Source organism: Methylophilus sp. DW102, from assembly GCF_037076555.1.
GTDB lineage: Bacteria > Pseudomonadota > Gammaproteobacteria > Burkholderiales > Methylophilaceae > Methylophilus > Methylophilus glucosoxydans.
Genome location: NZ_AP029023.1, coordinates 2,380,108 through 2,403,884, shown reverse-complemented (window position 1 = coordinate 2,403,884; position 23,777 = coordinate 2,380,108). Strand labels below are relative to the sequence as shown.

General features: G+C 53.0%; 20 protein-coding genes. 13 read left to right on the top strand and 7 right to left on the bottom strand.

Going from position 1 to position 23,777, the window contains the following annotated elements:
• Positions 1-14 precede the first annotated feature (14 nt).
• The 4 genes from AACH41_RS11300 (at position 15) to AACH41_RS11285 (ending at position 6,236) form a co-directional block, all read left to right on the top strand.
• Positions 15-764 (top strand): FxDxF family PEP-CTERM protein, encoded by a 750-nt coding sequence (locus tag AACH41_RS11300; RefSeq protein WP_338655162.1) that lies wholly within the window; start codon positions 15-17, stop codon positions 762-764.
• 63 nt (positions 765-827) lie between these two features.
• Positions 828-1,547 (top strand): PEP-CTERM sorting domain-containing protein, encoded by a 720-nt coding sequence (locus AACH41_RS11295; RefSeq protein WP_338655160.1) that lies wholly within the window; start codon positions 828-830, stop codon positions 1,545-1,547.
• Between the two features lie 45 nt (positions 1,548-1,592).
• Entirely contained in the window at positions 1,593-3,854 is a 2,262-nt protein-coding gene (locus tag AACH41_RS11290) for a TonB-dependent receptor (RefSeq protein ID WP_338655158.1), read from the top strand.
• A 30-nt stretch (positions 3,855-3,884) separates the two neighbouring features.
• The gene (locus AACH41_RS11285) at positions 3,885-6,236 is read left to right on the top strand and encodes a TonB-dependent receptor (protein ID WP_338655156.1); all 2,352 of its coding nucleotides are present in this window, start codon (positions 3,885-3,887) and stop codon (positions 6,234-6,236) included.
• A gap of 38 nt (positions 6,237-6,274) precedes the next feature.
• Here the strand turns inward: AACH41_RS11285 and AACH41_RS11280 are convergent, their stop codons facing one another.
• A complete protein-coding gene (locus AACH41_RS11280; RefSeq protein ID WP_313987350.1) occupies positions 6,275-7,552 on the bottom strand; it encodes an HD domain-containing phosphohydrolase in 1,278 nt (425 codons plus the stop codon).
• Positions 7,545-10,484 (bottom strand): EAL domain-containing protein, encoded by a 2,940-nt coding sequence (locus tag AACH41_RS11275; RefSeq protein WP_338655151.1) that lies wholly within the window; start codon positions 10,482-10,484, stop codon positions 7,545-7,547. Before AACH41_RS11275 ends, AACH41_RS11280 begins: the two co-directional genes overlap by 8 nt.
• A gap of 95 nt (positions 10,485-10,579) precedes the next feature.
• On the opposite strand from AACH41_RS11275, the gene AACH41_RS11270 reads away from it, so the two are divergent.
• The 5 genes from AACH41_RS11270 (at position 10,580) to AACH41_RS11250 (ending at position 15,956) form a co-directional block, all read left to right on the top strand.
• Positions 10,580-11,812 carry a sialidase family protein gene (locus AACH41_RS11270; RefSeq protein WP_338655150.1) on the top strand — a complete coding sequence of 411 codons (1,233 nt, stop codon included), beginning with the start codon at positions 10,580-10,582 and terminating at the stop codon, positions 11,810-11,812.
• A gap of 117 nt (positions 11,813-11,929) precedes the next feature.
• Positions 11,930-14,512, top strand: coding sequence for an ATP-dependent chaperone ClpB (gene clpB / locus AACH41_RS11265; protein ID WP_338655148.1), 2,583 nt, complete (start codon positions 11,930-11,932; stop codon positions 14,510-14,512).
• A gap of 122 nt (positions 14,513-14,634) precedes the next feature.
• The gene (locus tag AACH41_RS11260; RefSeq protein ID WP_194748574.1) at positions 14,635-15,171 is read left to right on the top strand and encodes a hypothetical protein; all 537 of its coding nucleotides are present in this window, start codon (positions 14,635-14,637) and stop codon (positions 15,169-15,171) included.
• A 30-nt stretch (positions 15,172-15,201) separates the two neighbouring features.
• Positions 15,202-15,621, top strand: a complete 420-nt coding sequence (locus AACH41_RS11255; RefSeq protein ID WP_194740530.1) for a secondary thiamine-phosphate synthase enzyme YjbQ — start codon at positions 15,202-15,204, stop codon at positions 15,619-15,621.
• A gap of 35 nt (positions 15,622-15,656) precedes the next feature.
• Positions 15,657-15,956: a hypothetical protein gene (locus AACH41_RS11250; protein ID WP_338655140.1), complete on the top strand. Its 300-nt coding sequence runs from the start codon at positions 15,657-15,659 to the stop codon at positions 15,954-15,956.
• Positions 15,957-16,003: 47 nt separating this feature from the next.
• Here the strand turns inward: AACH41_RS11250 and AACH41_RS11245 are convergent, their stop codons facing one another.
• Positions 16,004-17,383, bottom strand: a complete 1,380-nt coding sequence (locus tag AACH41_RS11245) for a peptidoglycan DD-metalloendopeptidase family protein (RefSeq protein WP_338655138.1) — start codon at positions 17,381-17,383, stop codon at positions 16,004-16,006.
• Positions 17,384-17,399: 16 nt separating this feature from the next.
• Positions 17,400-18,950, bottom strand: coding sequence for a 2,3-bisphosphoglycerate-independent phosphoglycerate mutase (gpmI, locus tag AACH41_RS11240; RefSeq protein ID WP_338655136.1), 1,551 nt, complete (start codon positions 18,948-18,950; stop codon positions 17,400-17,402).
• A 146-nt stretch (positions 18,951-19,096) separates the two neighbouring features.
• Between gpmI and AACH41_RS11235 the strand changes: the two genes are divergently transcribed.
• From AACH41_RS11235 to AACH41_RS11220, 4 genes are all read left to right on the top strand, one after another.
• Complete coding sequence (locus AACH41_RS11235; protein WP_194748570.1) at positions 19,097-19,516, top strand: rhodanese-like domain-containing protein; 420 nt, start codon at positions 19,097-19,099, stop codon at positions 19,514-19,516.
• Between the two features lie 11 nt (positions 19,517-19,527).
• Positions 19,528-19,785 (top strand): glutaredoxin 3, encoded by a 258-nt coding sequence (gene grxC, locus AACH41_RS11230; protein WP_194748569.1) that lies wholly within the window; start codon positions 19,528-19,530, stop codon positions 19,783-19,785.
• A gap of 95 nt (positions 19,786-19,880) precedes the next feature.
• Positions 19,881-20,357: a protein-export chaperone SecB gene (secB, locus tag AACH41_RS11225; protein WP_194748568.1), complete on the top strand. Its 477-nt coding sequence runs from the start codon at positions 19,881-19,883 to the stop codon at positions 20,355-20,357.
• Between the two features lie 61 nt (positions 20,358-20,418).
• Complete coding sequence (locus AACH41_RS11220; protein WP_338655133.1) at positions 20,419-21,411, top strand: NAD(P)H-dependent glycerol-3-phosphate dehydrogenase; 993 nt, start codon at positions 20,419-20,421, stop codon at positions 21,409-21,411.
• A 20-nt stretch (positions 21,412-21,431) separates the two neighbouring features.
• On the opposite strand, the gene AACH41_RS11215 is transcribed toward AACH41_RS11220, so the two are convergent.
• The 3 genes from AACH41_RS11215 to AACH41_RS11205 form a co-directional block, all read right to left on the bottom strand.
• Positions 21,432-21,854 carry a cupin domain-containing protein gene (locus tag AACH41_RS11215; RefSeq protein ID WP_275356177.1) on the bottom strand — a complete coding sequence of 141 codons (423 nt, stop codon included), beginning with the start codon at positions 21,852-21,854 and terminating at the stop codon, positions 21,432-21,434.
• 148 nt (positions 21,855-22,002) lie between these two features.
• A complete protein-coding gene (locus AACH41_RS11210; protein WP_275356176.1) occupies positions 22,003-22,614 on the bottom strand; it encodes an FKBP-type peptidyl-prolyl cis-trans isomerase in 612 nt (203 codons plus the stop codon).
• Positions 22,615-22,769: 155 nt separating this feature from the next.
• Positions 22,770-23,621 carry a hypothetical protein gene (locus AACH41_RS11205; RefSeq protein WP_338655131.1) on the bottom strand — a complete coding sequence of 284 codons (852 nt, stop codon included), beginning with the start codon at positions 23,619-23,621 and terminating at the stop codon, positions 22,770-22,772.
• Positions 23,622-23,777 lie beyond the last annotated feature (156 nt).

Sequence of the window (23,777 nt, the reverse complement as noted above, 5' to 3'; positions counted from 1 at the left end):
CTGAGGAAAAGTATATGAAAAAAACCTTCTTGGCCCTGGCCTTGCTGGGACTCACTCAACCTGCCTGGGCGCATTTAAGTTATACCGGGCGTGACTTTGGCACATTCTCTGGCCTGGTGAATGCCAGCAATAGCATTACCACCACCGTCAATACCAACTATGGCTGGGCCGGCGCCGCTGACGGCAATCTGGGCGACAGCCATATTGGTCGTGCTTTCCGTTTCACCCTGCAAAACAATGCCTGGGTGGATTTCAGCGTCGATGCAACCTCTGCCGATCTGTTACCTGCTTTCTCTATTTACGGTGGACTGGCGGCAGTCAGAACCGGTGGCGTTTTTCCAGGCACGCAAACCAGTGCCGATTACGATAGTGCCAACGCTTCTATCGTCTGGCGCTACAGCTGGGCGCAAGCCAACCTGGGCTCCAACAAGTCTTATACCGACACCGATGGCAGCTGGAATGCATTGGGCAACTGGAAAATGGGCGGTGACGGCGATGCGATTGGCATCGACAGCGAACTGAGCAGCTTTATCTACAAGGGCTCTGCGACCACAGCGACCGATGTGGTCACCGGCAAGTTTCTGCTGGGGGCAGGGGATTACACCATCATGATTGGCGGTAACAACGCCGCAAACCAGCTGGCGACTAGTTTTGGCTACACCGCCTCACTGAATGTCAGCGCAGTCCCAGAGCCGGAAAACATGGGCCTGTTGCTGACAGGTCTGGCCTTGGTCGGCTGGCAGGTGCGCCGTCGTAGCAAATAACCCCATGACATGAATCGTTGGAGAGTGTGCTTAACGCCCTCACCAACATGATAGGAGAAGATAATGAACGTATTGAAAAAAACATTGGCAATCGCGGCCATGACCTTGGTAACCAGCCCAGCATTTGCTGCGCTTGCAACCTATAACGTGACCACCAAGTTTATTGAGCCAGATACTGATCCGGCCAATACCTGGTTTGTGGGGACATTCACTTTTGATACTGTCAGCAAGACGGTTTCTGGTTTGCAGGGCTGGCTCAGTGAATCCATGACCGGCTCTATAGACTACAACCCTGCCACTGGCATCAATGGCACTGATGACATGAGTTGGGTGCATTTGACTCATCAGCTGGATGCGACTTATGACGCTGCGCTGGGCGGGTTTCTCGTTACCACTTTTCTTAACTCAACCACCAGCACGTTTACAAGCGGCGATGGATGGACCCCTGGCGTGGGAATGACCAGAAACAATGGTAGCAACAATGCCTACGCCAGAGTGTTTGTGAACACGACTGATCCATTGGCCGCGCTGACTTCTGCGCAGATCAACAAGCTGGCCTATGCGGATTGTACGGCGGGCGGCATGATGGGACCAACCTGTATGACGGGGACTTCTGTCGCTGGCTATGGGCGTGTTGGAACCATGAGTGGTTATCCCGTTTCGCAAAGCGTTAGCTTGCTGTCTGTGACGCTACCTGTGCCTGAGGCTGATCGCTCTGCAATGATGTTATTAGGACTTGGCCTATTGGCTTGGGCTCAACGTCAACAGCGTCGTTCGATGTAAGCAACATGTGGCGAGCAGGCGTGCTCGCCACGCTTAAAGACATATATGTACATATTCGAACAAAGACTATCGTTGCGATTCCGACAGTACTGGCCGCTGGTATTCATCGCGCTTTATGCCGTCTCACCGCTGGCAGTGGCCGCGGACGCAGAGCCATCTCTGCCGAAATCAGATCAGACACTCGGTTTGCCTGAGATTGAAGTGGTAGAAAAGAAACCGCGTGCAATTCCCTTGTCGGCGACAGAGCTGGAGGCTGAAAGCCTCCGATCCCATGCTATGGAAATGGACACAACCAGAATGCTGGAAGATGTGCCTGGATTGAGTGTGTATTCGGCAGGTACGATTTCTGGATTACCTGCGATTCATGGCTTAGCCGATGAACGTTTGCGCACACAGGTGGATGGCATGGATTTATCCTCCGCATGCCCCAATCACATGAATTCCATACTCTCATATATTCACCCTAGTCGAGTGGGCAAGATTAAAGTGTTCAGCGGGGTCGTGCCAGTGAGTGAAGGCGGCGATAGCTTGGGCGGGACCATTCAAGTCAGTGCCGCCTCTCCAGTGTTTGCCACGGGTGAGCAACCCCTGGTCACCGGCAATTTAGGGAGTTTTTACAGAAGTAATGGCTATGCCCATGGCTGGAATGCCGCTGCTGGCTTTGCAAGCAGGCAGTTCAATCTCCAGTATTCAGAGTCCAGATTGGACGCCTCCAATTATCGTGCAGCTAAAGACTTCAAGGATCTCAGCCGCTGGCCCTCTGCGGACTGGATCAAGGCGACTGATCTCGATGTAGTTGCCTCCAGTGCCATTTCCGGCGCCATTAACCGAGCGCTTGATCTCGCCTTCAAACAGGACTCGCATTTGCTGCAACTGGGTATCAGCCAGCAGACCGTTGGTTTTGAGGGCTTTCCGAATCAACGCATGGACATGACGGATAATCAAAACACCAACATCAACTTTCGCTACAACGGTGAGTTCGACTGGGGGGATATTCAGGCCAGGCTATACCGTCAACGGGTCAAACATGCGATGGATATTGGTGCAGAACGTGCAGATCAACTGATGCCCATGTTATCCAAAGCGACAACCGTTGGTGGTGGGTTAAAGTTAAGCATCCCGTTTTTGACGGACCATATTTTCAAACTCGGGAGTGAGTTCGTTTCCTATCGTCTGGATGACTGGTGGCCACCGGTTGGGTCGGCAGTCGGCTCTATGTGCTGTAATGATTTTCAAAATATCCGTAACGGGCGCCGCGATCGTATTGGCCTGTTTGCTGAAATGGACTCACACTGGGGAACTGCATGGCAGACCTCTCTGGGCTTGCGCTCGGATATTGTGAGTACGGATGCGTCAGATGTACAGGGCTACAGTAATACAGCTTCCTACCGAAATGATGTTAGAAGCTTCAATGCGCTGAGTCATGATCGTCGGGACCATAATTGGGACTGGACCGCACTAGCCCGTTATATGCCAACCCAGCAGGCCACTTACGAACTTGGCTTGGCCCGAAAGTCCAGATCGCCTAACCTGTATGAGCGCTATCCCTGGGCGACCTTCTCGATGGCTGCGCTCATGAACAATTTTGTCGGCGACGGCAATGGTTATGTTGGCGACGTCAATTTGCAACCTGAAGTCGCGCACACCCTGAATCTCGCAATGGATTGGCATGATGAAGCACAGTCTGTGTGGGCAGCCAAAATAAATGCCTACCTGACCTACATCAGTGATTATGTCGATGCTAAACGCTGCAACAGCGGCAGGTGTTCGCCAGCCAATCGGACCAACAATGATGCCTACGTTATTTTGCAGTATGCCAATCAAAGCGCCAGGCTGCATGGTCTTGATTTCTCCGCCTATCGTGTCCTGAATCCTGAGCAGAAGTCTTGGGGGGAGTTCAGGGCAAAATCCCTGATCAGTTATACCCGAGGTGAAAACACCACCAGCGGCAATGATCTGTATCACATCATGCCCCTCAATGGACGATTCTCGCTAGAGCATGCCGTCGGCGGCTGGTTGTCGACCGCAGAGCTACAGCTTGTGAGTGGAAAGACGCATGTGTCAGCGGTCCGCAATGAAACGCAGACCGATGGGTATGGCTTGCTCAATCTGCGTACCAGTTACAGTCGTAAACATTTCAGGGTGGATTTCGCCGTGGAAAATGCCCTGAATAAGCTTTATTACTCGCCACTAGGCGGGGCCTATCTTGGTCAAGGAGACCCCATGAGCCTCGGCACAATTCCATGGGGCATCAACTTGCCCGGCATGGGGCGGTCGGTCAATGTGGCTTTTAATCTATTTTATTAACCATCTACTTAAATGCACAGGGAAGAAGTCATGAAGCAGTTTCGTTTACCAGGCAGCCTATACTGGGGTGCCAACCTAGTGTTGGGGTTGGCATCCATGCCAGTGTATGCCGATCATAATCAGGTTGAGCTGGATGATGTCGAGGTATCGGGTACGGTGGATAGCCGGATTGTCGATTATCCGGCCACCGTAGAAAGCTTTAACAAAAAACAGATTCAGGAGAGTGTGAATGCCACCACGGCCGCGCAGGCGATGAAGTTTTTGCCCAGTTTGCAAATCCGGGAGCGCTATATTGGCGATAGAAACGGCATTATTGCCGGGCGAACCGTGGGGACACTTTCAAGTGCGCAAACCATGCTGTACGCAGATGGCGTATTACTCTCCAATTTGCTGGGAAACTCGTTTGCCTTCCCGCCACGCTGGGGCATGATTAGTCCGGATGAGATTGAGCAGATTAGCATGATGTATGGACCTTTTTCTGCCATGTTCGCCGGTAACTCGTTTGGCGGTGTGGTCAGTGTAAAAACCAGGATGCCGACCAAGCTGGAGGCGCATACCAATGTGCAGTATTTCCGCCAAAATTTTGATTTATACCATTCAAAACTCAATCTTGAAGGCCAGCACCTTTCTGCTTCCCTTGGTGACAAATGGAATGACCTGAGCCTGCTGCTCAGCGCTGATTATCTGAATAATGAAGGCCAGCCCATGGATTTTGTCGTCCGCGATTTGAGTGCTGGGAGCCGCACATCGGGCGGGGTCGCCGTTACCGGTGCCTCTGTCGACAAAAACGATAGAAATTTGCCGCGTAATGTGTTTGGGGCAGTGAGCATGGAGCGGCCGGAGCAAACGAATCTGCGGTTCAAGGCCGCATACGATGTAACGGATACCGTGAAAGCCACCTATACCCTGGGGTTATGGCATTTGAACAGTCATACGGATGTGGCGTCGTATCTCAAGGACGCTAATGGAAACACGGTGTATAACAACCGCGTACAGCTCAATGGCCTGCGCTATGATTTGAGCGGATTTAATCCGTCAAAAGCCGACGCGACGCATGTCATGCAGGCCATTGACCTCAAGTCGGACAGCAAAGGCTTTTTTGACTGGCAACTGACTTTTTCAGACTATGACTACCAGCAGGACAAAAATAGCCAGTCAAATATTGCTACCTCGACAACGACACTTGCTGCGGGGAATCCCTACATCAATCGTGCCGGGCGCGTGACAGACATGTCAGGCACGGGCTGGACCACCTTTGATGCGCGTGCAACCTTCAGGCCGGCAGAGGCTGGCTGGGGGCGGCATGTTGTGGATGTGGGCTACCATATTGATGAGTACGATCTTGGCAGCACCACCTTTGATACGGCAGACTGGCAAGTGGGAAACAAAGGCACCTTGAATAGCAGCTCACGTGGCAGCACGCGTACGCAAGCATTGTTTATTCAGGATAAATGGCAATTGCACCCGCAATGGTCGCTCACGTTGGGCGGACGTGCAGAGCGCTGGCAGGCTATGGATGGCCGTAACCAGGCCGTGACTGGCGGCGTGTTGTCTACGGCCAATTATGCGACGGCAGAGGCTAATCGGTTTTCGCCCAAGGTTTCATTGAGTTTTGAACCCATGCCAGAATGGGGATTCCGTGCTTCATTTGGACAGGCATTCCGTTTTCCGACGGTGAGTGAGCTCTATCAACAGGTTACGCAGAGCAGCCAGATTGTCCAGAACAACCCGAATCTCAAACCGGAGGAGGTGCTATCAGCTGAAATCACCGCCGAAAGGCGGTTTGCTAACGGCCTGATTCGCGCCAGCGTGTTTAACGAAGAAAAATATGATGCCTTGATCTCACAGACCATTGCCAATGGCCGCGCGATTCCCTATGGCACAGGGGTGTGTACAGCCGGGGCGGGTGGCTGTTCCTTTATCCAGAATCTGGACCACGTCAGGACCCGGGGGATAGAGTTGTCCACAGAATGGCAGGATGTCTGGATTCATGGCCTGGATATTTTGGGCAGTGCCACGTTTACCGATGCAGAAATACTCCGTAACCGGGTGGACCGAAGTATTGAGGGCAATAAGGCCCCGCGGATTCCACGCGAAATGTTCAAGCTGGTGACGACCTATCATCAGGGCAGTCAGATTACCTACAGTGTGAGTGCCCGGTATAGCGGCCGTCAATACAACTTGCTGGATAACAGCGATGTCAATGATGACACCTACATCGCTGCGAGCAAGTTCTTTTTCGTGGATGTGAAGGCCAACTATCACATGAGCAAGCGCTGGACCGCCAGTGTGGGGATCGATAATCTGAACAACGATCAGGCCTATGTCCGCCACCCCTACCCGCAACGCACGGGGTATGTACAAGTCAAGTTTGATTATTGACCCGCGCCATTTTTACCGCGGGTCATCTTTCAACCGGGTCAAACGGTCGCGTACACCTTATCCAGAAAGTAGCTGGTGCGCTGTTTGAGCCGCATACGTTTTTGCAGGATATCGGGCAGCTGCTCTGGTTTCAGACACTGGATGATGTTGATGTCCAGCGCTTCCCTGAGGTCAAAAGTTTCACCTTCTTCCTCAGGATCATCGTTGAGGATCTGGACGAAAGGCCTTAAGGGTTGCTGCGGGTTGGTGGAGATCACCGTTGCCAGTTGCTGATCTGAAAGGCGCACCACACTGCCTGGCGGATAAATGCCCAGGCATTTGATAAAGCGGCGCAAAATGGTCTGGTCAAACTGGTGACGTTGCTGCGCAAACATCATGCTGAGCGCTTCGTAGGGCGTTTTTGCCAACGCCGGGTTAGAAGGGTTGCATAGGTTGTCATACACATTGGCGATGATCAGGATATGCGCCAACGGGTCAATCTGTTCTGCACGCAGGCCTTGCGGGTAACCGCTGCCATCTGCAAATTCATGATGCTGGGCAATCAGGGTCATGATTTTTTTGGGTACGGCCACCTCTTTGAGCATATTCAGGCCTAAGGCGACGTGGGTTTGATAAATCGCAACTTCGCGCAGGTTAAGGGGGTCCTTTTTCAACAGGATTTTGTCACTAATTTGCCGCTTGCCAATATCATGCAAAATGGCCGCCATGCCCAGTATCACCGCATCCTCATCGCTGATATTCAGGTTCTTGGCCAGGATCAGGCTGGCCACCAGGGTATTCAGCTCATGCTGGTAATGCTGATCGCCGACACGGTGTCCGCTCATGGCGTGGATCGCAATATCACCTTCAGTCAGTGTGCTGCTGACCAGGTCTTGTACCAGGGTCTGAGCCAGTCCATAGGCCTGGTCAGGATGCTCGGTTGAGAGCTTCTGAATGTTTTTGACCTCGGCACTGGTGCGCATAAACTTTTGCTCACTCTCGTTGATGACTTGCTTGAGCACCTGTCGTTTTTGCTGAGCAGCATTGAGCGGCGTTGTTTCTTTGGCGGGTTCCGGCTCCGGGAACAACGCTTTTTTCACCAGAAACTCCACGACATTGGCATTTTTTTTCAGCGGGTGACTGGTGCTTCGTCGCGGGTCATAGCGAAGCTGCTTGAGTCCCAGCGATTTGATCGTGTCAATTTGCGCATCTTCAGTGATCTTGAAGTTGCTGACCGAGAATGGATGATCCATCCAACCGAGATCAAGGTGGATATATAACCCCACTTGCAGTTGGTCTGGGCTAATGTAATAAGTGTCGGAGGCTTGATTATGCATGGCGTTTTATTTTTCTTTGATTGTTTAATGTTAACAGTTTTACAAAATCGTCCGCATTGACCGGATAGGCGTACAGATAGCCTTGGGCTGTCTGGCACCCCAGTCGCTGTAAAAATTTTTCCTGCTCTTCTGTCTCTACGCCCTCAGCCACTACAGTAAATCCCAGCTGGGTCGCCATGGCGTAAATCGCACTGGTAATCGCAGCATCGTCCTTGTCGTTTGGCAGGTCTTTGACAAAGCTGCGGTCTATCTTGATCTGGTCCAGCGGCAACCGTTTCAAGTGTGAGAGTGAAGAGTAGCCGGTGCCAAAATCATCAATCGCAATGCTGATTCCCAACAGCTTGAGTTGATTGAAGGTGTCGACCACATGTTGCGTATGCTGCATCAAGGTGCTTTCGGTGATTTCAAGCTCAATGATGGATGGGTCACATTCGCTTTCCATCAGGATGCCGTAGACCGTGTCGGCAAACTTGCTTTTCATGATCTGCACAGCAGAGACATTAATCGCAATTTTCTTGAATTCCGGATGCTGTTGATGCCAGGCATGCGCTTGCCGGACCGACTGAGCGAGGGCCCATTCCCCTATGCTCAGAATCAGGCCGGTTTCTTCTGCCAGCGGGATGAATTTGGCTGGCGAGATAATGCCCTGAGTCGGATGCATCCAGCGGATGAGCGCTTCCGCGCCAATAATCATGCCTGTCTTGAGGTCAATCTGGGCCTGATAGAACATATTCAGCTGGTTTTTATTGAGCGCCTGCCGCAACTCGGTTTCCAGCTGGAAGTGCTCAACGGCGTCGCGGCTCAGTGCAGCGTCGTAAAACGCGACATGGTTTTTACCGTTGTTTTTGACCTGATACATGGCGAGGTCGGCGGCTTTGATCAGGCTCTCGACATCCTGCCCATCCTGCGGGTACATCGAGATACCAATGCTGCCACTGACAAAAATCTGGTGGTGATCAATATTGAATTCAACTCGCAGGGCTTCCAGAATATCATGCGCTTTTTGTGACGCATCGGCCTTGCTGCGCAGATTTTCCAGCATGATGATGAATTCGTCACCACCAAGGCGGCCAACGATGTCAGACTCACGGACGGCCTGACGCAGACGTTCGGTTACGCTCAACAATAACTGGTCGCCTGCATAATGCCCCAGGCTGTCGTTGATATTTTTAAAGCGGTCGAGGTCGATAAACAGAATGGCCGCTTGCTGCTCATTGCGGCCGGAGCGCTGAATCGCATGCGCGAACAGGTGATTAATCAGACGGCGGTTAGGCAGGCCGGTCAGTGGATCGTGATTGACCAGAGAGTTCAACTGGCGTTGCGAACGTTTCATTTCCGAAATATCCGCAAACACGCCCACATAGTTGGTGATGGCATTGGCGTGGTTACGCACCGCCGTGATGGTCATCCACTCGGTGTAGCTCTCACCGTTTTTGCGGACATTCTCAATTTCGCCTGACCATTTGCCATGACGTTTGAGCGCACCAAACAAGCCGCGCGGACGCTGTTTGAAGATTTGCGGTTTGCTGCCCAGCACCTCTTCTTCTGCGTAGCCGGTAATCAAAGTGTAGCCCTGGTTGATCCCCACCAGCTCCCCGGCCGGGTTCACAATCATGATGCCTTCAGTGGTGCTGTCAAAGGCGATTTTTGCCAGCTTGAGATGTTTGCCGGTTTGTTCGCGGTTGATGGCCACGCTCAAGGTGCGGCCGATGGCCATCAGTGAGCCCAGTTCTTGTGAACTGGTCGGCTCTGCATCAAAACAGCGTTCAATGACCATGGAGCCCCACCAGTCATCGTCCAGCATCAGCGGCACAATGACCAGGTTGACCGTGTCGTGCGACTTGAGCAGGGCGCGCTCGGCCTCTGGCAGGCTCAGGGCATCACACATGACCGGCTGGCCCTGCGCCAGCAGGGCATGCCAGCGTTGTAGTTCTGGCGTGAGGAAAGACACTTTTTCCCAGTGCTCATACGTGGCATGAAAGCCGTTCATGGCCCAATGAAACAGGGCCTTGGAGCGCATTTCTGTCTTGTTGCGCGTATGGATATTCTCATGCTGCAGCAGGGTGGCGCGACTGAATCTGAAGGACAGGCAGCATTGTTGCAGTACGTTTTCTGCCACCGTTTGCCAGCGTTCAGTCGAGTGCAGCATCCAGTCGCATGAGATCAGGGTATCCAGCACGGCACTGCGGTTGTTGAGTTGGGTTTGAATAAACTTTTGCTCGCTCACATCGCGGGCGACCGTGATCAGGTGGCTTGGAAGGTCTTCGCGGTCGTAGTAGGCGACTTTATGCACCTCTAGCGTTTTATGACCGCCTTGTGGCAAATGCACCAACTCTTCATTGTGGTAGGGCTGGCGCGTTTGCCAGACTTGTTGGTCTGATTTTTCGTGATGTTCAAAACTGTTGCGGAATACCGGGTGCAGGGTTTGCGCAATTTGACGGTTATTCAAAAACTCGAAGTCGAAACTATCGATCTGAAAGGTGTTGAGCATTTGCTCGTTGGCCATCATCCAGCGGTTGTCGCTATCCTTGATGCAAATCAGGTCCGGGCTCATTTCGATCAGTGAATGCACGATGGATTGCATATGCAGCAACTGGTCGGTCAAGGTCTTTTCTTCCTCCTCCAGCATGAGGCCGACGGCGCGACGGGTGTGTTGCGGATAGAATAGTCTGCATTTGAAATCGCGCTTGAGGCCTTTGAGGGTAAGCGTGATGTTTAGCTCGGTTTTGCCTTCGCGCATGGCTTCGATGAGCACCTGACGTGACTCTTTGGGTAATTCCTCACCCACGGGGGCGAGCAGAGACAATGCCTGTTCGTTTGCCGCCAGGCTCACTGCACGGCGATTGATGGCCAGCATAGCCATATCGGGCATGGTGACGGCAAATGGCTGCAACCATGCTGTGCTATGATGATCAAAAACGGTGGGTAACATAATTCAGTCTGCTTGATTCCAGGCGTCTATCTGGGACGATTAAGTGGGTTAACGGCGCAGTTGGCGCTAAACTTTAGCGAGTTTCACTTGTGTTAATGAACGTCAATTTTATACATAAAATCAATCTGCTCAGGCATGGGTTAAGCGTGGTTTTAGGGCTGTTTGTCCTGATGACAAGCTGGGTGGATTGTGCGCAAGCGCACGAAGGTCATGAGGGCCATGCCGAGCAGGCGCCCAACGCCCTGGCCGTCAGTGTCACGCCCGAGGGTGCCGGCCGCATCTGGCTGGCTCAGGCCAGGCAGGGTCAGGTCTGGGTGTCTTTGCTGGATGCCACGGGCAAACCCCTTGGTCGGGAAACCGTGGTCAATCCGTTGCCGATGAAAGTGGCCGCCGATGGCGAAGCCAGGCCCAAGATTGCGGTTGGCCTCAATGGCCATCTGTATGTCACCTGGACCGAATCGCTGAAAAAGCCTTATGCCGGCTATATCTGGTTTGCACGCTCTACCGATGGCGGCAAAAGCTTTGAGGCCCCTTATATCGTGCACCAGCACCGCGATGAAATCACCCACCGTTTTGACAGTTTGCACGTGGTCGCCAATGGCATCATCACCGTGGCCTGGGTGGATAAACGCGATTTGCTGGCCGCCAAGGCTGCGGGCAAACCGTACGACGGTGCGGCCATTTACTACGCGGTTTCAAGCGATCAAGGCAAAAGTTTTGCTCCAGAACAAAAATTGGCGGACAGCAGCTGCGAGTGTTGCCGGATTGCCATGACCAGCAAGCCGGATGGCACGGTGGCGGTCTTGTGGCGGCATGTCTTTGAGGGCAGTGAGCGCGACCATGCCATGGCCGAAATTGGTGGCACCGGCAAACCGGTGCTGGTGCGTGCCAGTTATGGTCACTGGAAACTGGATGGTTGTCCGCATCATGGTGCTGCGATTGCGGTTGGTGAAGGCTTTGGCTATCACCTGGCCTATTTTGATGGGGCAGGGGACAAGCCCGGCTTGCGGCTGGCGCGCATGGATGGCCAAGCCTGGGTGAGCTCACCGCCGAAACGGATTGGTGACCTCAAACGCAATGCCAGTCATCCGGCCTTGTTGAGCGTGGCCGATAAAGTCTGGCTGGCCTGGCAAGAGCGGGATGGCAGCGGTTTTGATATTGTGGCCATGGTCTCTGTGGATGGTGGCCGTACCTGGGGCGCGCCCAGTGTCATGCTGCATAGCACAACCAAGCTGGATTACCCGCAATGGCTCAATTTGCAAGGCCAGGTGTCGCTGGCCGTGAATACCAGTGATCAAGGCTTGAAAGTCCTGCCATTCGCAAAATAGCCAGCTCAAAAACGCTGTCATTTGATCTGGCGCTATTGAAAACGCAAAAACCCGCCGCATTATATGGGTATCCAGCCGCAAGCGTGCGGCGATACTTTAATCAAGAAAGGGTTTGCCATGCGTTTTGATAAACTCACGACTAAATTTCAACAGGCCCTGGCCGATGCGCAGAGCATGGCCGTCGGGGCGGACCATCCCACCATAGAAGCGCCTCACTTGTTGCTGGCCATGCTCAACCAGGACGACAGTGGGGTAGCGGCGCTGTTGTCTCGCGCAGGCGCGCAAGTCAGCGCACTTAAAACCGGGTTGCAGCAAGCCATAGACAACCTGCCCAAAGTCAGCGAAAACAGCGGCGATGTCAGCGTGTCGCGCGACCTCAATAATTTGCTCAATGTCACTGACAAGCTTGCGCAAAAGAGTGGCGACAGCTATATCGCCAGCGAAATGTTCTTGCTGGCGCTGGCCGAAGATAAAGGCCCCACCGGGCAACTGCTCAAGCAACATGGCTTGAGTAAAACTGCACTTGAGCAGGCGATTAAAGCCGTGCGCGGCAATGATTCCGTCAACAGCCAGGAAGCGGAAGGCCAGCGCGAAGCGTTGAAAAAATACACGCTGGACCTGACCGAGCGCGCCCGTGCTGGCAAGCTGGATCCGGTGATTGGCCGCGATGACGAGATTCGGCGCGCCATTCAGGTTTTGCAGCGCCGCACCAAAAATAATCCGGTATTGATCGGTGAGCCCGGCGTGGGTAAAACCGCGATTGTAGAAGGCCTGGCGCAGCGTATCGTCAATGGCGAAGTGCCTGATTCGCTTAAAAACAAAAAAGTATTGAGCCTGGACATGGCTGCCCTGTTGGCCGGGGCCAAATACCGCGGCGAATTTGAAGAACGTTTGAAAGCGGTGCTCAAGGAGCTGGCGCAAGACGAAGGCCAGACCATCGTCTTTATTGACGAGATTCATACCATGGTCGGTGCCGGCAAATCTGAAGGCGCGATGGATGCCGGCAATATGCTCAAGCCTGCATTGGCCCGGGGTGAGCTGCATTGCGTGGGCGCGACCACGCTGGATGAATACCGTAAATACATCGAAAAAGATGCGGCCTTGGAGCGTCGCTTCCAGAAGGTGCTGGTGGATGAACCTAGCGTCGAGGCGACCATTGCCATCTTGCGCGGTTTGCAGGAAAAGTACGAATTACACCACGGTGTGGAAATTACCGATCCGGCCATTGTCGCGGCGGCAGAACTGTCTAACCGTTATATTACGGACCGTTTTTTGCCGGATAAGGCCATCGACCTGATCGACGAGGCGGCTTCGCGTATCAAGATGGAGATCGACTCCAAGCCGGAAGTGATGGATAAGCTGGATCGCCGACTGATTCAGCTTAAGATTGAGCGTGAAGCCGTGCGCCGCGAGAAAGATGAAGCCAGCCAGAAACGCTTTGGCCTGATTGAAGAAGAAATCAGCAAGCTCGAAAAAGAGTATGCCGACCTCGAGGAAATCTGGAAAGCGGAGAAGGCTGCCGTACAAGGCTCGGCAGGCGTGAAAGAGGCGATTGAAAAAATTAAACTGGAGATGGAAGCCGCCAAACGCAAAGGCGACTGGCAAAAAGTCTCAGAGTTGCAGTATGGCAAATTGCCGCAACTCGAAGCCCAGTTGAAGCACGCGTCAAGCGCTGAAGCGAGTGGCACGGTCAAACATAAAATGTTGCGTACCGAAGTCGGTGCCGATGAAATTGCTGAAGTGGTCAGCCGGGCTACCGGCATCCCGGTCAGTAAAATGATGACCGGCGAGCGCGAAAAACTGCTCAATATGGAAAACAGCCTGCATGCGCGGGTGGTGGGGCAGGACGAAGCGGTTCGGCTGGTCTCGGATGCGATCCGCCGTTCACGCAGTGGCTTGAGTGACCCTAACCGTCCGTATGGCAGCTTTTTGTTCCTGGGGCCGACTGGCGTGGGTAAAACCGAGTTGTGCAAGGCGCTGGCCAACTTTCTGTTCGATAGTGAAGACCATCTGGTGCGCATCGACATGAGTGAGTTTATGGAAAAACACTCGGTCTCGCGTTTGATTGGTGCGCCCCCCGGCTATGTTGGCTATGAAGAAGGTGGCACGCTGACCGAAGCCGTGCGCCGCAAGCCTTATTCAGTCGTATTGCTGGACGAGGTTGAAAAAGCGCATCCGGATGTGTTTAACGTGTTGCTGCAAGTGCTGGACGATGGTCGCCTGACCGATGGCCAGGGGCGGACGGTAGACTTTAAGAATACCGTCATTATCATGACCTCTAACCTGGGTAGCCAGATGATCCAGAGCATGAGTGACCAGGATTATCAGGTGGTTAAACTGGCGGTGATGGGTGAGGTGAAGACGCACTTCAGGCCAGAGTTCATCAACCGGATTGATGAGGTGGTCGTGTTCCATTCACTGGGAGAAGCGCATGTGAAGTCGATTGCCAATATCCAGTTGCAATTGCTGGCCAAACGGCTGGCGGCCATGGAGATGCAACTCGACGTCACCGATGCGGCGCTGGCCGAAATTGCCAATGCAGGCTTTGATCCCGTTTATGGCGCACGTCCGCTCAAACGCGCCATTCAAAGTGAAATTGAGAATCCGCTGGCACGTGAAATCCTGGCTGGGCAGTTTGCGGCCAAAGACACGATACAGGTGGATTTTCAGGGTGGGAAAATGCAGTTCCGCAAAGCCTGAGTGTCAGCGCGCGCATCTTGGGCGCAGCGTGGTCATCTGCCTGCAGGCTGAACCTGTGGTGCAAGCAAAGGGTCATATTCGTATGACCCTTTTTTATTGTGCGGGTGTAAAATGGAGCAACTATGCGAGACTCACAAGCTTGGCGTTTGTCCTTGATCATTTTTTTGCTCGGTTTGATGAGCGGATGCGCGACACAACCACCGCAACCGGTGCAGATTGACCGTATTTCTCCCGAGCAACTCGCTGCGCTGGTGCCACCGCCGCAGTCGACGTTGAGTTTGGATGAGATTGTGACCATGAGCAAGCAGGGCAAGACGGATGCCGAAATTATTGATGCAATCAAGCAGTCGCAATCGCGTTATGCATTGACCCCTTCAGAGGTGCTGTCATGGCATCAAAAAGGTATTTCCAAAGGCGTGCTTGATTATATGCAGCAGGCGAATGCGCTGGCGCAGCAAAACGCCATCGCCGATGAGATTAACAAGCGTGAAAAAGCGCGCGCCGAGGCAGAAGCCAAGTTAAAGCGTGAACGGGATTATGCCCGGTTGCGCAGCATGGATCCTTGGTTTTACGGGCCAGGTTTTTACGGCGGCCCCGGTTTTTATGGTGGCCCTTGGGGACCCAGGCCCTATTGGGGCGGCGGCTGGCGTTACTGGTAAACTGACGCTGATTTACGGATAGATTGATGGATGCGACAACAGCACGAAACCCTCTCTATTAATGCCCAAGGTCGGCGTTTGTATGACATCACGCCGCAGGTATTGCAATGGGTGCAGCAATCCGGCATTCAGTCCGGCTTGTTGACGCTGTATATCCAGCACACTTCAGCCAGCCTGCTGATCAATGAAAATTATGACCGCGATGTGCTGGTGGACCTGGAAGCCTTTTTTAACCGGCTGGTACCGGATGGCGATGACCTGTTCATTCATACCGTGGAGGGCCCGGATGACATGCCTGCACATGTGCGTACCGCGCTGACACAAACCAGCTTGTCGATTCCTGTGCTACAAGGCAGGGTTGCCCTGGGCCAGTGGCAGGGCATTTTTTTGTTTGAGCATCGGCACCTGCCTGCCCGCAGACGCGTCCTCATGCATGTGATGGGTGAATAAGATTTTTGAGTATTTGATAGAAGTGTCGTATCGCCGTGCGTTATTCTGAACTGTTTTTATCTCTGACCTGTAGTTTTTTGGTGGTGGCTTGTAGCGAAGATGCGCCCAGCCAAGTGTCTACAGCGCTTCCCCTGCCACCCAGTGATGTGTCGTCCAATGATCTGGCGCCGCCAGCGGATGCCATGCCAGCAGCGGGGGGCACACGCCCCGTGCAACTCATGCAGGTCTCTAACACTACGCTTACCATGTCGCAAGCTGAGCTCGACAAGTTGTATCTGGAAGCCAGGCAGCATGTGTGCGAGGCCGTGGATTCACCAACAGAAGAACGGTACTAGGACCGCGCGCCGACCAGGACACCGGGGTGCGCAAGGCGGGCCAACGCCTAACGTACACTACTCCATTGCAGCGGATCAAACGGCACACTGTTGCGGCGCAGTTCGTAATAAACCCCATTTTCAGCATTGCCACCGCTATTGCCCACCGCGGCAATCGTATCGCCCGCTTTAACACTTTGCCCTGACGATTTGTACAAGGCCTCGTTGTTACCGTACAGGCTCATGTAGCCGTTGCCGTGGTCAATCACAATCAGGTTGCCAAAGCCACGCATCCAGTCGGCAAACACCACTTGCCCGCCCGCGACCGATTTCACTTCGCTGCCCTCCTTGGCGCGGATGAATATGCCTTTCCAGCTTACCCCGGTCTCTGCACGCGCCGTGCCAAAACGGTTGATCACGTCGCCACGCACCGGCAGGCGCAAGCGTCCCCGTAACTGGGCAAAGTTTTCCTTGTTGGCATTGTATTCAGGTAGCGTTTCGTTTTTGGCAATCACGGTGCTGCTTTGCGTGTCGCTGCCTGATTCATCGACTGTCGCTTGCGGCGTATGCTCAAACGTGCGGCCGCCGGATTTCTTTTTGCGCGTCGCCAGTTCAGCGGCTTTTTTAGCCGCCGCTTCTTTCTCGCGCTTGGCTTTTGCCAGCGCTTCCTGCTCACGTTTCTTGGCCTCGGCCAGCAAACGCTGGAACAACTGAGACAGCGCTTCTTCGTCTTTTTTCAGCCGGACCATCTGCTGTTCTTGTGTTTCGATCTGTTTGGACAGCTCTTTTAACGCCTCGCTACGCAGCGATTTTTCGTTTTCCAGTTTTTGCGTTGTGTCGCTGTATTGGCTGGCCAAGCGTTCGGTTTCGTGTAATTGTTCGGTGGTTTGCGTGCGGACGCGGTCTATGGCTTCCTGGTTGGTTTGCAGCGACTGAATCTGCTGCTGGTGCGCCGCCGTTAGATAGCCCAGGTATTTAAGATTGCGTGCCGTGTTGTTGGGGTCCTGTTGTTGCAGCAGCATTTGCAGCGGGCTATGGTTGCCATGCCGGTATTGCTGGTTTAGCTGCTCGTTGAGCGATTGTTTTTGCTGGTTGACCTGACGTTGCAGGCCATTGAGTTGTTTTTGCAAGTCTTGTAACTTGCTGCGGTTTTCCAGCTGCGCATCCTGAATCTCGCGCAATTTTTTGCGGGATGCGCTGATGGCCGTTTCCGAAGCCTTGAGCGCTTCATGTGCATCCTGTTTGGCCACGCGCGAGGCTTTAAGCGCATTGGCCAGTTGCTGGATTTTCTCTTTGACCTGTTCGAGATCGCCTTTGGTCGTTTCTGTTTTGTCCGCAGGCGCGGCCTGCGCTGGCAGGCTCACGGCGCCACAGAGCCAGAGGCCTGCCAACAGGCTAAAACACTTGATCGCTGGCTTTGCCAGCTGCTTAACGATGATCGGAGTCATGCACCTGAGCGGCCACTCAGGCCGCTGCATTCAATTGGATCAGCGACTGGCCGGTCATTTCTGCAGGTTGTGCGACCCCCATCAGCGATAACAAGGTCGGTGCAATGTCTGACAGTGCGCCGCCGCTACGAATCACCGCCTGGCGGCCAACGTAAATAAAGGGCACCAGGTTGGTGGTGTGCTGGGTGTGTGCCTGCGCACTGGTGTGGTCAAACATGCTCTCGGCATTGCCATGGTCGGCGGTAATAATCACTTCAGCGCCGGTTTTTTGGGCAGCCGCCACAATCCGGCCGACACAGGTGTCCAGCGTTTCTACCGCTTTAATGGCCGCTTGCAAGTTGCCGGTATGGCCCACCATATCGCCATTGGCATAATTGCAGATCACGGCCTGATATTGCTGCGATTCAATGGCGGCGACCAGTTTGTCGGTGACTTCTGGCGCACTCATTTCTGGTTGCAAGTCATAGGTCGCAACTTTGGGCGAAGGCACCAGAATGCGGTCTTCACCAGCAAAAACGGTTTCTTCACCGCCGTTGAAGAAGAATGTCACGTGTGGATATTTTTCGGTCTCGGCAATGCGCAATTGCTTGAGCCCGAGTTTGGAGACGTATTCGCCAAAGGTATTGGGCACGGTGTAGGGCGCGAAAATCGGTTCTGCCAGCGTCTGGTTTTTGTCGTACTGGGTCAGCGTGAAATAGTGGCTAAAGCGTGGCACCCGGCTGCGCTCAAAGCCTGCGAACTGCTGGTTGAGCAGGGCATCGGTCAGCTGGCGGGCGCGGTCACTCCTAAAGTTCATGAACACCAGGCAGTCACCGTCTTCCATACGCACGGGGGCTTCGTCAGCCGCGCGAATCGCCGTGCACTTCACAAACTCGTCGCTTTCATCGCGGGCATACGCTTGCTGCAAGGCGGTCAGGCTATCTGCCGCCACATATTCGGCCGTGCCATTGACCAGTAACTCATAAGCCACCGAGACCCGCTCCCAGCGCTTGTCGCGGTCCATGCCATAAAAGCGACCGCCCACAGAGGCCACCCGGCCAACGCCCAGCTGCTGGAGATGGTCTTCGAGCGCTTGCAGGTAAGGCTGTGCGCTTTTGGGCGGGGTATCCCGGCCATCCAGAAAGGCATGCACATACACCTTGCTCAGGCCCTGTTGTTTGGCCATTTCGAGCAGGGCGTGAATATGCGGCTGGTAGCTATGCACGCCGCCATCAGACAGCAGGCCCAGGATATGCAGCGCTTTGTCACTGGCTTTGAGGGCCTGCATGGCATTGACCAGGGCTGGTAACTTGAAAAACTCACCACTGCTGATGCTGTTATTAATACGCTCAAAGTCTTGAAAGACAATGCGTCCCGCCCCAATATTCAGGTGACCCACTTCAGAATTGCCCATTTGGCCGTCTGGCAGGCCGACATAGTGTTCGGAGGCGTTGATCAGGCTGTGGGGGTAAGTGGCTTTGAGCCGGTCGAGGTTGGGCGTGTTTGCCTGTAAAACAGCATTGTGTTCGCGGGTCTCGCTGTGGCCAAAACCATCGAGGATCAGCAATATGACAGGTTTGATAGACATGGCTAACAATCTTTAAAAGTGGTGACGAAATGTCGGATTGATGAATTCGTCTATTATAATCGCAACCGCTGGTCACGCCTACCCAAGCGGCCAGTCTCCTGAAGACCGCACACCGGTCGTCATAACCCAACAAAGTGAGTAACGCTGTGGAATTTTTAAAACATAATGTGTTGTTAATTGGACTGGCGGTGGGCTCTGGCCTGGCGCTGATCTTGCCCATGCTGAGCCGTTCTGCGGCGGGGGCAACTGTGCTCTCAGTCACTGAAGCCGTGATGCTGATGAATAGAAAATCTGCTTTGGTACTGGATGTGCGCGAGGCGGACGAATTTGCTCAGGGGCATTTGCAGGGTGCGCGCCATATTCCGCTTGCGCAACTGGCTGACCGCATAAATGAAATTCAAAAATTCAAGGAAAAGCCGGTGTTGCTGGTTTGCCAGCGCGGCAGCCGCGCCAACGCCGCCGCCAAATTGCTCAAGGCACAGGGCTTTACCACGTTGAATGTGCTCAAAGGTGGCATGGCCGCCTGGGTGGAGGCCAAGATGCCAGCCACCAAGTCATCCACTTGAAAGGAATCATGATGGCAAAAGTAGTGATGTATACCTCGGCAGTCTGCCCTTATTGCATCAATGCTGAACGGTTATTGAAAAACAAGGGCGTGACCGAAATTGAAAAAATTCGTGTCGATTTGCAGCCAGAGTTACGGGCCGAAATGATGGAAAAAACCGGCCGCCGTACGGTGCCACAGATTTTTATTGGCGAGCACCATGTTGGCGGCTTTGATGACTTGCATGCCCTGGATGTGCAGGGCGGTCTGGACCCGTTGCTGGCCGCTTGAAGTGACCTGTCCGCTGTCATAAAAAACCCATAGTCAGGCCAGGGATGTCCGGTTAGAATAGCGCCTTTGTGTATTGATAATTTTAAGGACGATTCATGGCTCAGGAACCACAAAACCAAGCGGACCAAAACGCAGCACCGATTTTCAGCATCGAAAAATTGTATGTGCATGATGCTTCTATCGAAGTGCCTAACGCACCAGCGATTTTCACCGAGCGCACGACGCCACAGATCAATGTAGAGCTGGGCAATACGGCACAACAGGTGGAAGACGGTATTTTCAACGTCTCCATCAAAGTGACTGTGACCGCGAAAATCGAAGATAAAACCGCATTCCTGGTAGAAGTGAACCAATCCGGTATTTTTGCCATCCGCAACGTGCCACAAGAAAACATGGAGCCTATCCTGGCGGTGGCTTGCCCTAACATCTTGTTCCCTTATGCACGCGAAGCTATCTCCGATATGGTTACCCGCGCTGGCTTCATGCCCGTGTTGTTGAACCCGATCAACTTCGAAGCCTTGTATCTGCAACAGCAGCAACAAGCTGCGCAAGCGGCTGGCGCCCCTAACTAATTTCGTCTCACTTTGTCAGTCACCGCAGACAGCTCGCGGTGACTGATCAGGATCCATCCAAATGAGTAAAGTTGCCGTTCTTGGTGCAGGTGCCTGGGGTACTGCACTTGCCATGCATATTGCCTTGCAGCACGATGTGGTGTTGTGGGCGCGTAATAGCGGGCACGTTTCTGGCATGCGCAAGGCGCGTGCCAATCCGCTGTATCTGGGTGACTTTGCTTTTCCTGAAAAACTCTCGGTAGAGGATGATCTGGCTGCAGCGATTGACGGTGCCGATTTGATTTTATCAGTAGTGCCTACGGCGGGTTTCCGGCCGATTTTGCAGCAACTCAAAAGTTTGGGCATACAACAACCCTTGATCTGGGCCAACAAAGGCCTGGAGCCGCAAACGGCAAAACTGCCTTTTGAAGTGGCGCAAGAGGAGTTGGGCGCAGAGTATCCATGGGGCGTGTTAAGCGGCCCCAGCTTTGCCGCCGAACTGGTGCGAGGCCTGCCAACGGCAATTACACTCGCCGCCAATCACCGCGAGCTGGCGCAGCAATCGGCACAGCTGATTCATGGCGGCTGCTTGCGCGTCTACGATAGCGTCGACGTGGTCGGCGCTTCGGTGGGTGGGGCGGTTAAAAACGTGATGGCGATTGCCGCCGGTATCTCTGACGGCATGGGCTTTGGTAACAATGCGCGCGCTGCCATGATCACGCGGGGCTTAGCCGAAATCACCCGCTTTGGCATGGCGCTGGGCGCCAAGGCCGAGACCTTTATGGGCTTAGCGGGGGCGGGCGACTTGATCCTGACCTGTACCGGTCAATACTCGCGTAACCGTGAAGTCGGCTTGCAGCTGGCTTCGGGCAAATCACTTGAAAGCATCCTCGCCGGTTTGGGCCATGTGGCAGAAGGCGTGAATACGGCGCGTGAAGTCATGCGTCGTGCCGAAACCATAGACGTCGAAATGCCCATCACTTTTGAAGTCAATCAACTACTCACTAACCAGAAAACGGCGCAAGCAGCGGTCAGCGCCTTGTTGGGTCGCGGTCAGAGACAAGAGTCCGTCTAGGTTTTTTGCCAGCGGCTTGATCAGCCAAGCACAGTGGCCTGAGCCGCATAGACCCGCACACTTTCCTGCTCATTGGCATCGTTACGTGCCACGAGCGCAATCGCTTCGGTATCAGGGCTCAAATTGACTGGCTGATGCGGCACCCCTGCCGGGATGAAAATAAAGTCGCCCGCTTGATTGATACAGGACTTGCTCAAATTTTCACCATAAAACGTTTGCACTTCACCCTTTAGCAGGTAAATCGCCGTTTCAAAGCCTTGATGGTAATGCGGTTGCGCTTTGGCCGCTGGCGGGATCACCACGATATTCATCGAAATGCCCCTGGCCCCCGCGGTCATTTGAGAGATGCCCACATAATTGGGCAGGTGCTGAATGGTATCTATGCTGTGTTCAGGGCGCACAGTCACGATTTCACCGGTTAAGTTTAATTGAGGATCTTGCATCTGTGGCGCTCGACAATGTGAAAGATTCACAAAGTCTAACAATAGCGCAGGCAGGGAGGCAAGCCGGGAATCGGCGGCCCCATGAAAAAGGGCACCCGACGGGTGCCCTGAATCTGTATTGCCTTGAATCTGTATCAATAAGACCGGTTTATTCGATAGCCAACAACTCAACCTGAAATACCAGCGTCGCATCCGGGCCAATCACCGGGCCGCTGCCGTTTGCGCCATATGCCAGGTGCGATGGAATGGTCAGCTCAAACTTGCTACCTACGTTCATCAACTGCAAGCCTTCTACCCAGCCTGCAATCACGCCAGTCACCGGGAACACAATCGGTTCGCCGCGCTGATAAGAGCTATCAAACACCGTGCCGTCCGTCAGTGTGCCGTGGTAGTGGACTTTGACACGGTCGCTGGTGGTAGGCTTCGCGCCATTGCCTGCGACCAGTTGTTTATACTGCAAGCCACTCGCTGTCGTGGTTACGCCTTCTTTTTTCGCATTGTCTGCCAGATAGGCTTCGCCCGCCGCCTTGTTTTTCGCGTGGGCAGCCATCTGTCTGGCCTGGCTCTCTTGTTGTACTTGTTCCACTGTGCTGCGTTTTTCGTCGTCGGTCATGCGTGAAGCATTGCCGGCCATCACATCGCTCACTGCCAGCGCCACGGCCGCAGCATCCAGCTCCAGGCCGTCATTTTGCAATTGGTGAGCCATATTTTCGCCGACGATATAGCTCAGGCGTTGAGTGAGAGTGTTTAGAGTAGTCATAAAACTTCTTTCTTTAAGTGTATTTGATGCCAGCATAAACCATAACGTAAGATTATGAATTAAACAGCGACATAACACAAAGCCACATGAAGTTTCTCAGTGTTTAAAATGCCGACATTAAATTTTGGCAACGTTACGTCGAAAAGATCATTTATTTAATTTATTTTATTAGGGAGTATTTCCCATCCCTCTGTTGACCATATGAAAAGCTTGTCGCTTAGTGGATTGGGTGATTCTCTAATGACTTGATTTGTTAATGTTTGTAGCGCATCAATTGCGACCGGCGATGTTTCTGCGATATAGAGTGCCGTATCGGTTGTTGGTATAGAAACAATAAGCTTGCCGGCTTGAGCTTGGGCAACTGTTGACCAGCTTTGATGATTTATCAGTCTAGACGGAGCAAAAATGCTTCCTCGAATTGTACCTATTTCTCCTGGTTTCACAGGCTTCACATTCTTGCCCGTGTCATTTATTTGTTGATCCAAATTTTTTTTGGCTAACTCAAATAACTGAGCCTCAGTCAAATTTAACAATTTCAAATCTTTTTCACCAACATTGCGTAAGCTTGTTGGGCTGTCCAAGATTGGCAGTATCACGAATCCTTGTAGAAAGGGCTGGTTGAGTACTTTAGTTCCAGACAGCGTTGCATTTTTTAGATATTCATTCGTGCGTATGATAAGTCCTATTGCACTTTTGTTAGGCGGAGTGTTGATATCTTTATATGCCTGAATCATTTTGTTGATGAATGGGTCTAGGTAAGCGTTACACTCTTTTTCATTGTTTTTGCAGAATGTATAGAAGCGATGTAAATTGACATCAAAGTCGCCAACAGAGAGCGTAAGCGGTGATTTAACGTTCACAGACACATCACTAAGTCTGGATTGGATTTTTGCTTTGATGACTTCTGTAAAGGAGTCTTCAGATTCGGTTATATTGGCACCATAAAGATGCGAGGAAACGGTCAGGGCAAATAAAGCAATCAATAGATGTTTTTTAATAAATGGCATGGTGAGTGAGATTTATAAAACTGATGGTGGCCTGAGTATCATAAACAAAAAACCCGCCGAAGCGGGTTTTGTTTTTTTGATGGTACTTAGAGCGTTTTTGCGTTAAGCAGAAAAGTGTAACAAAGCAGCTATCCGTAGGCAGTACAACAAGTACGA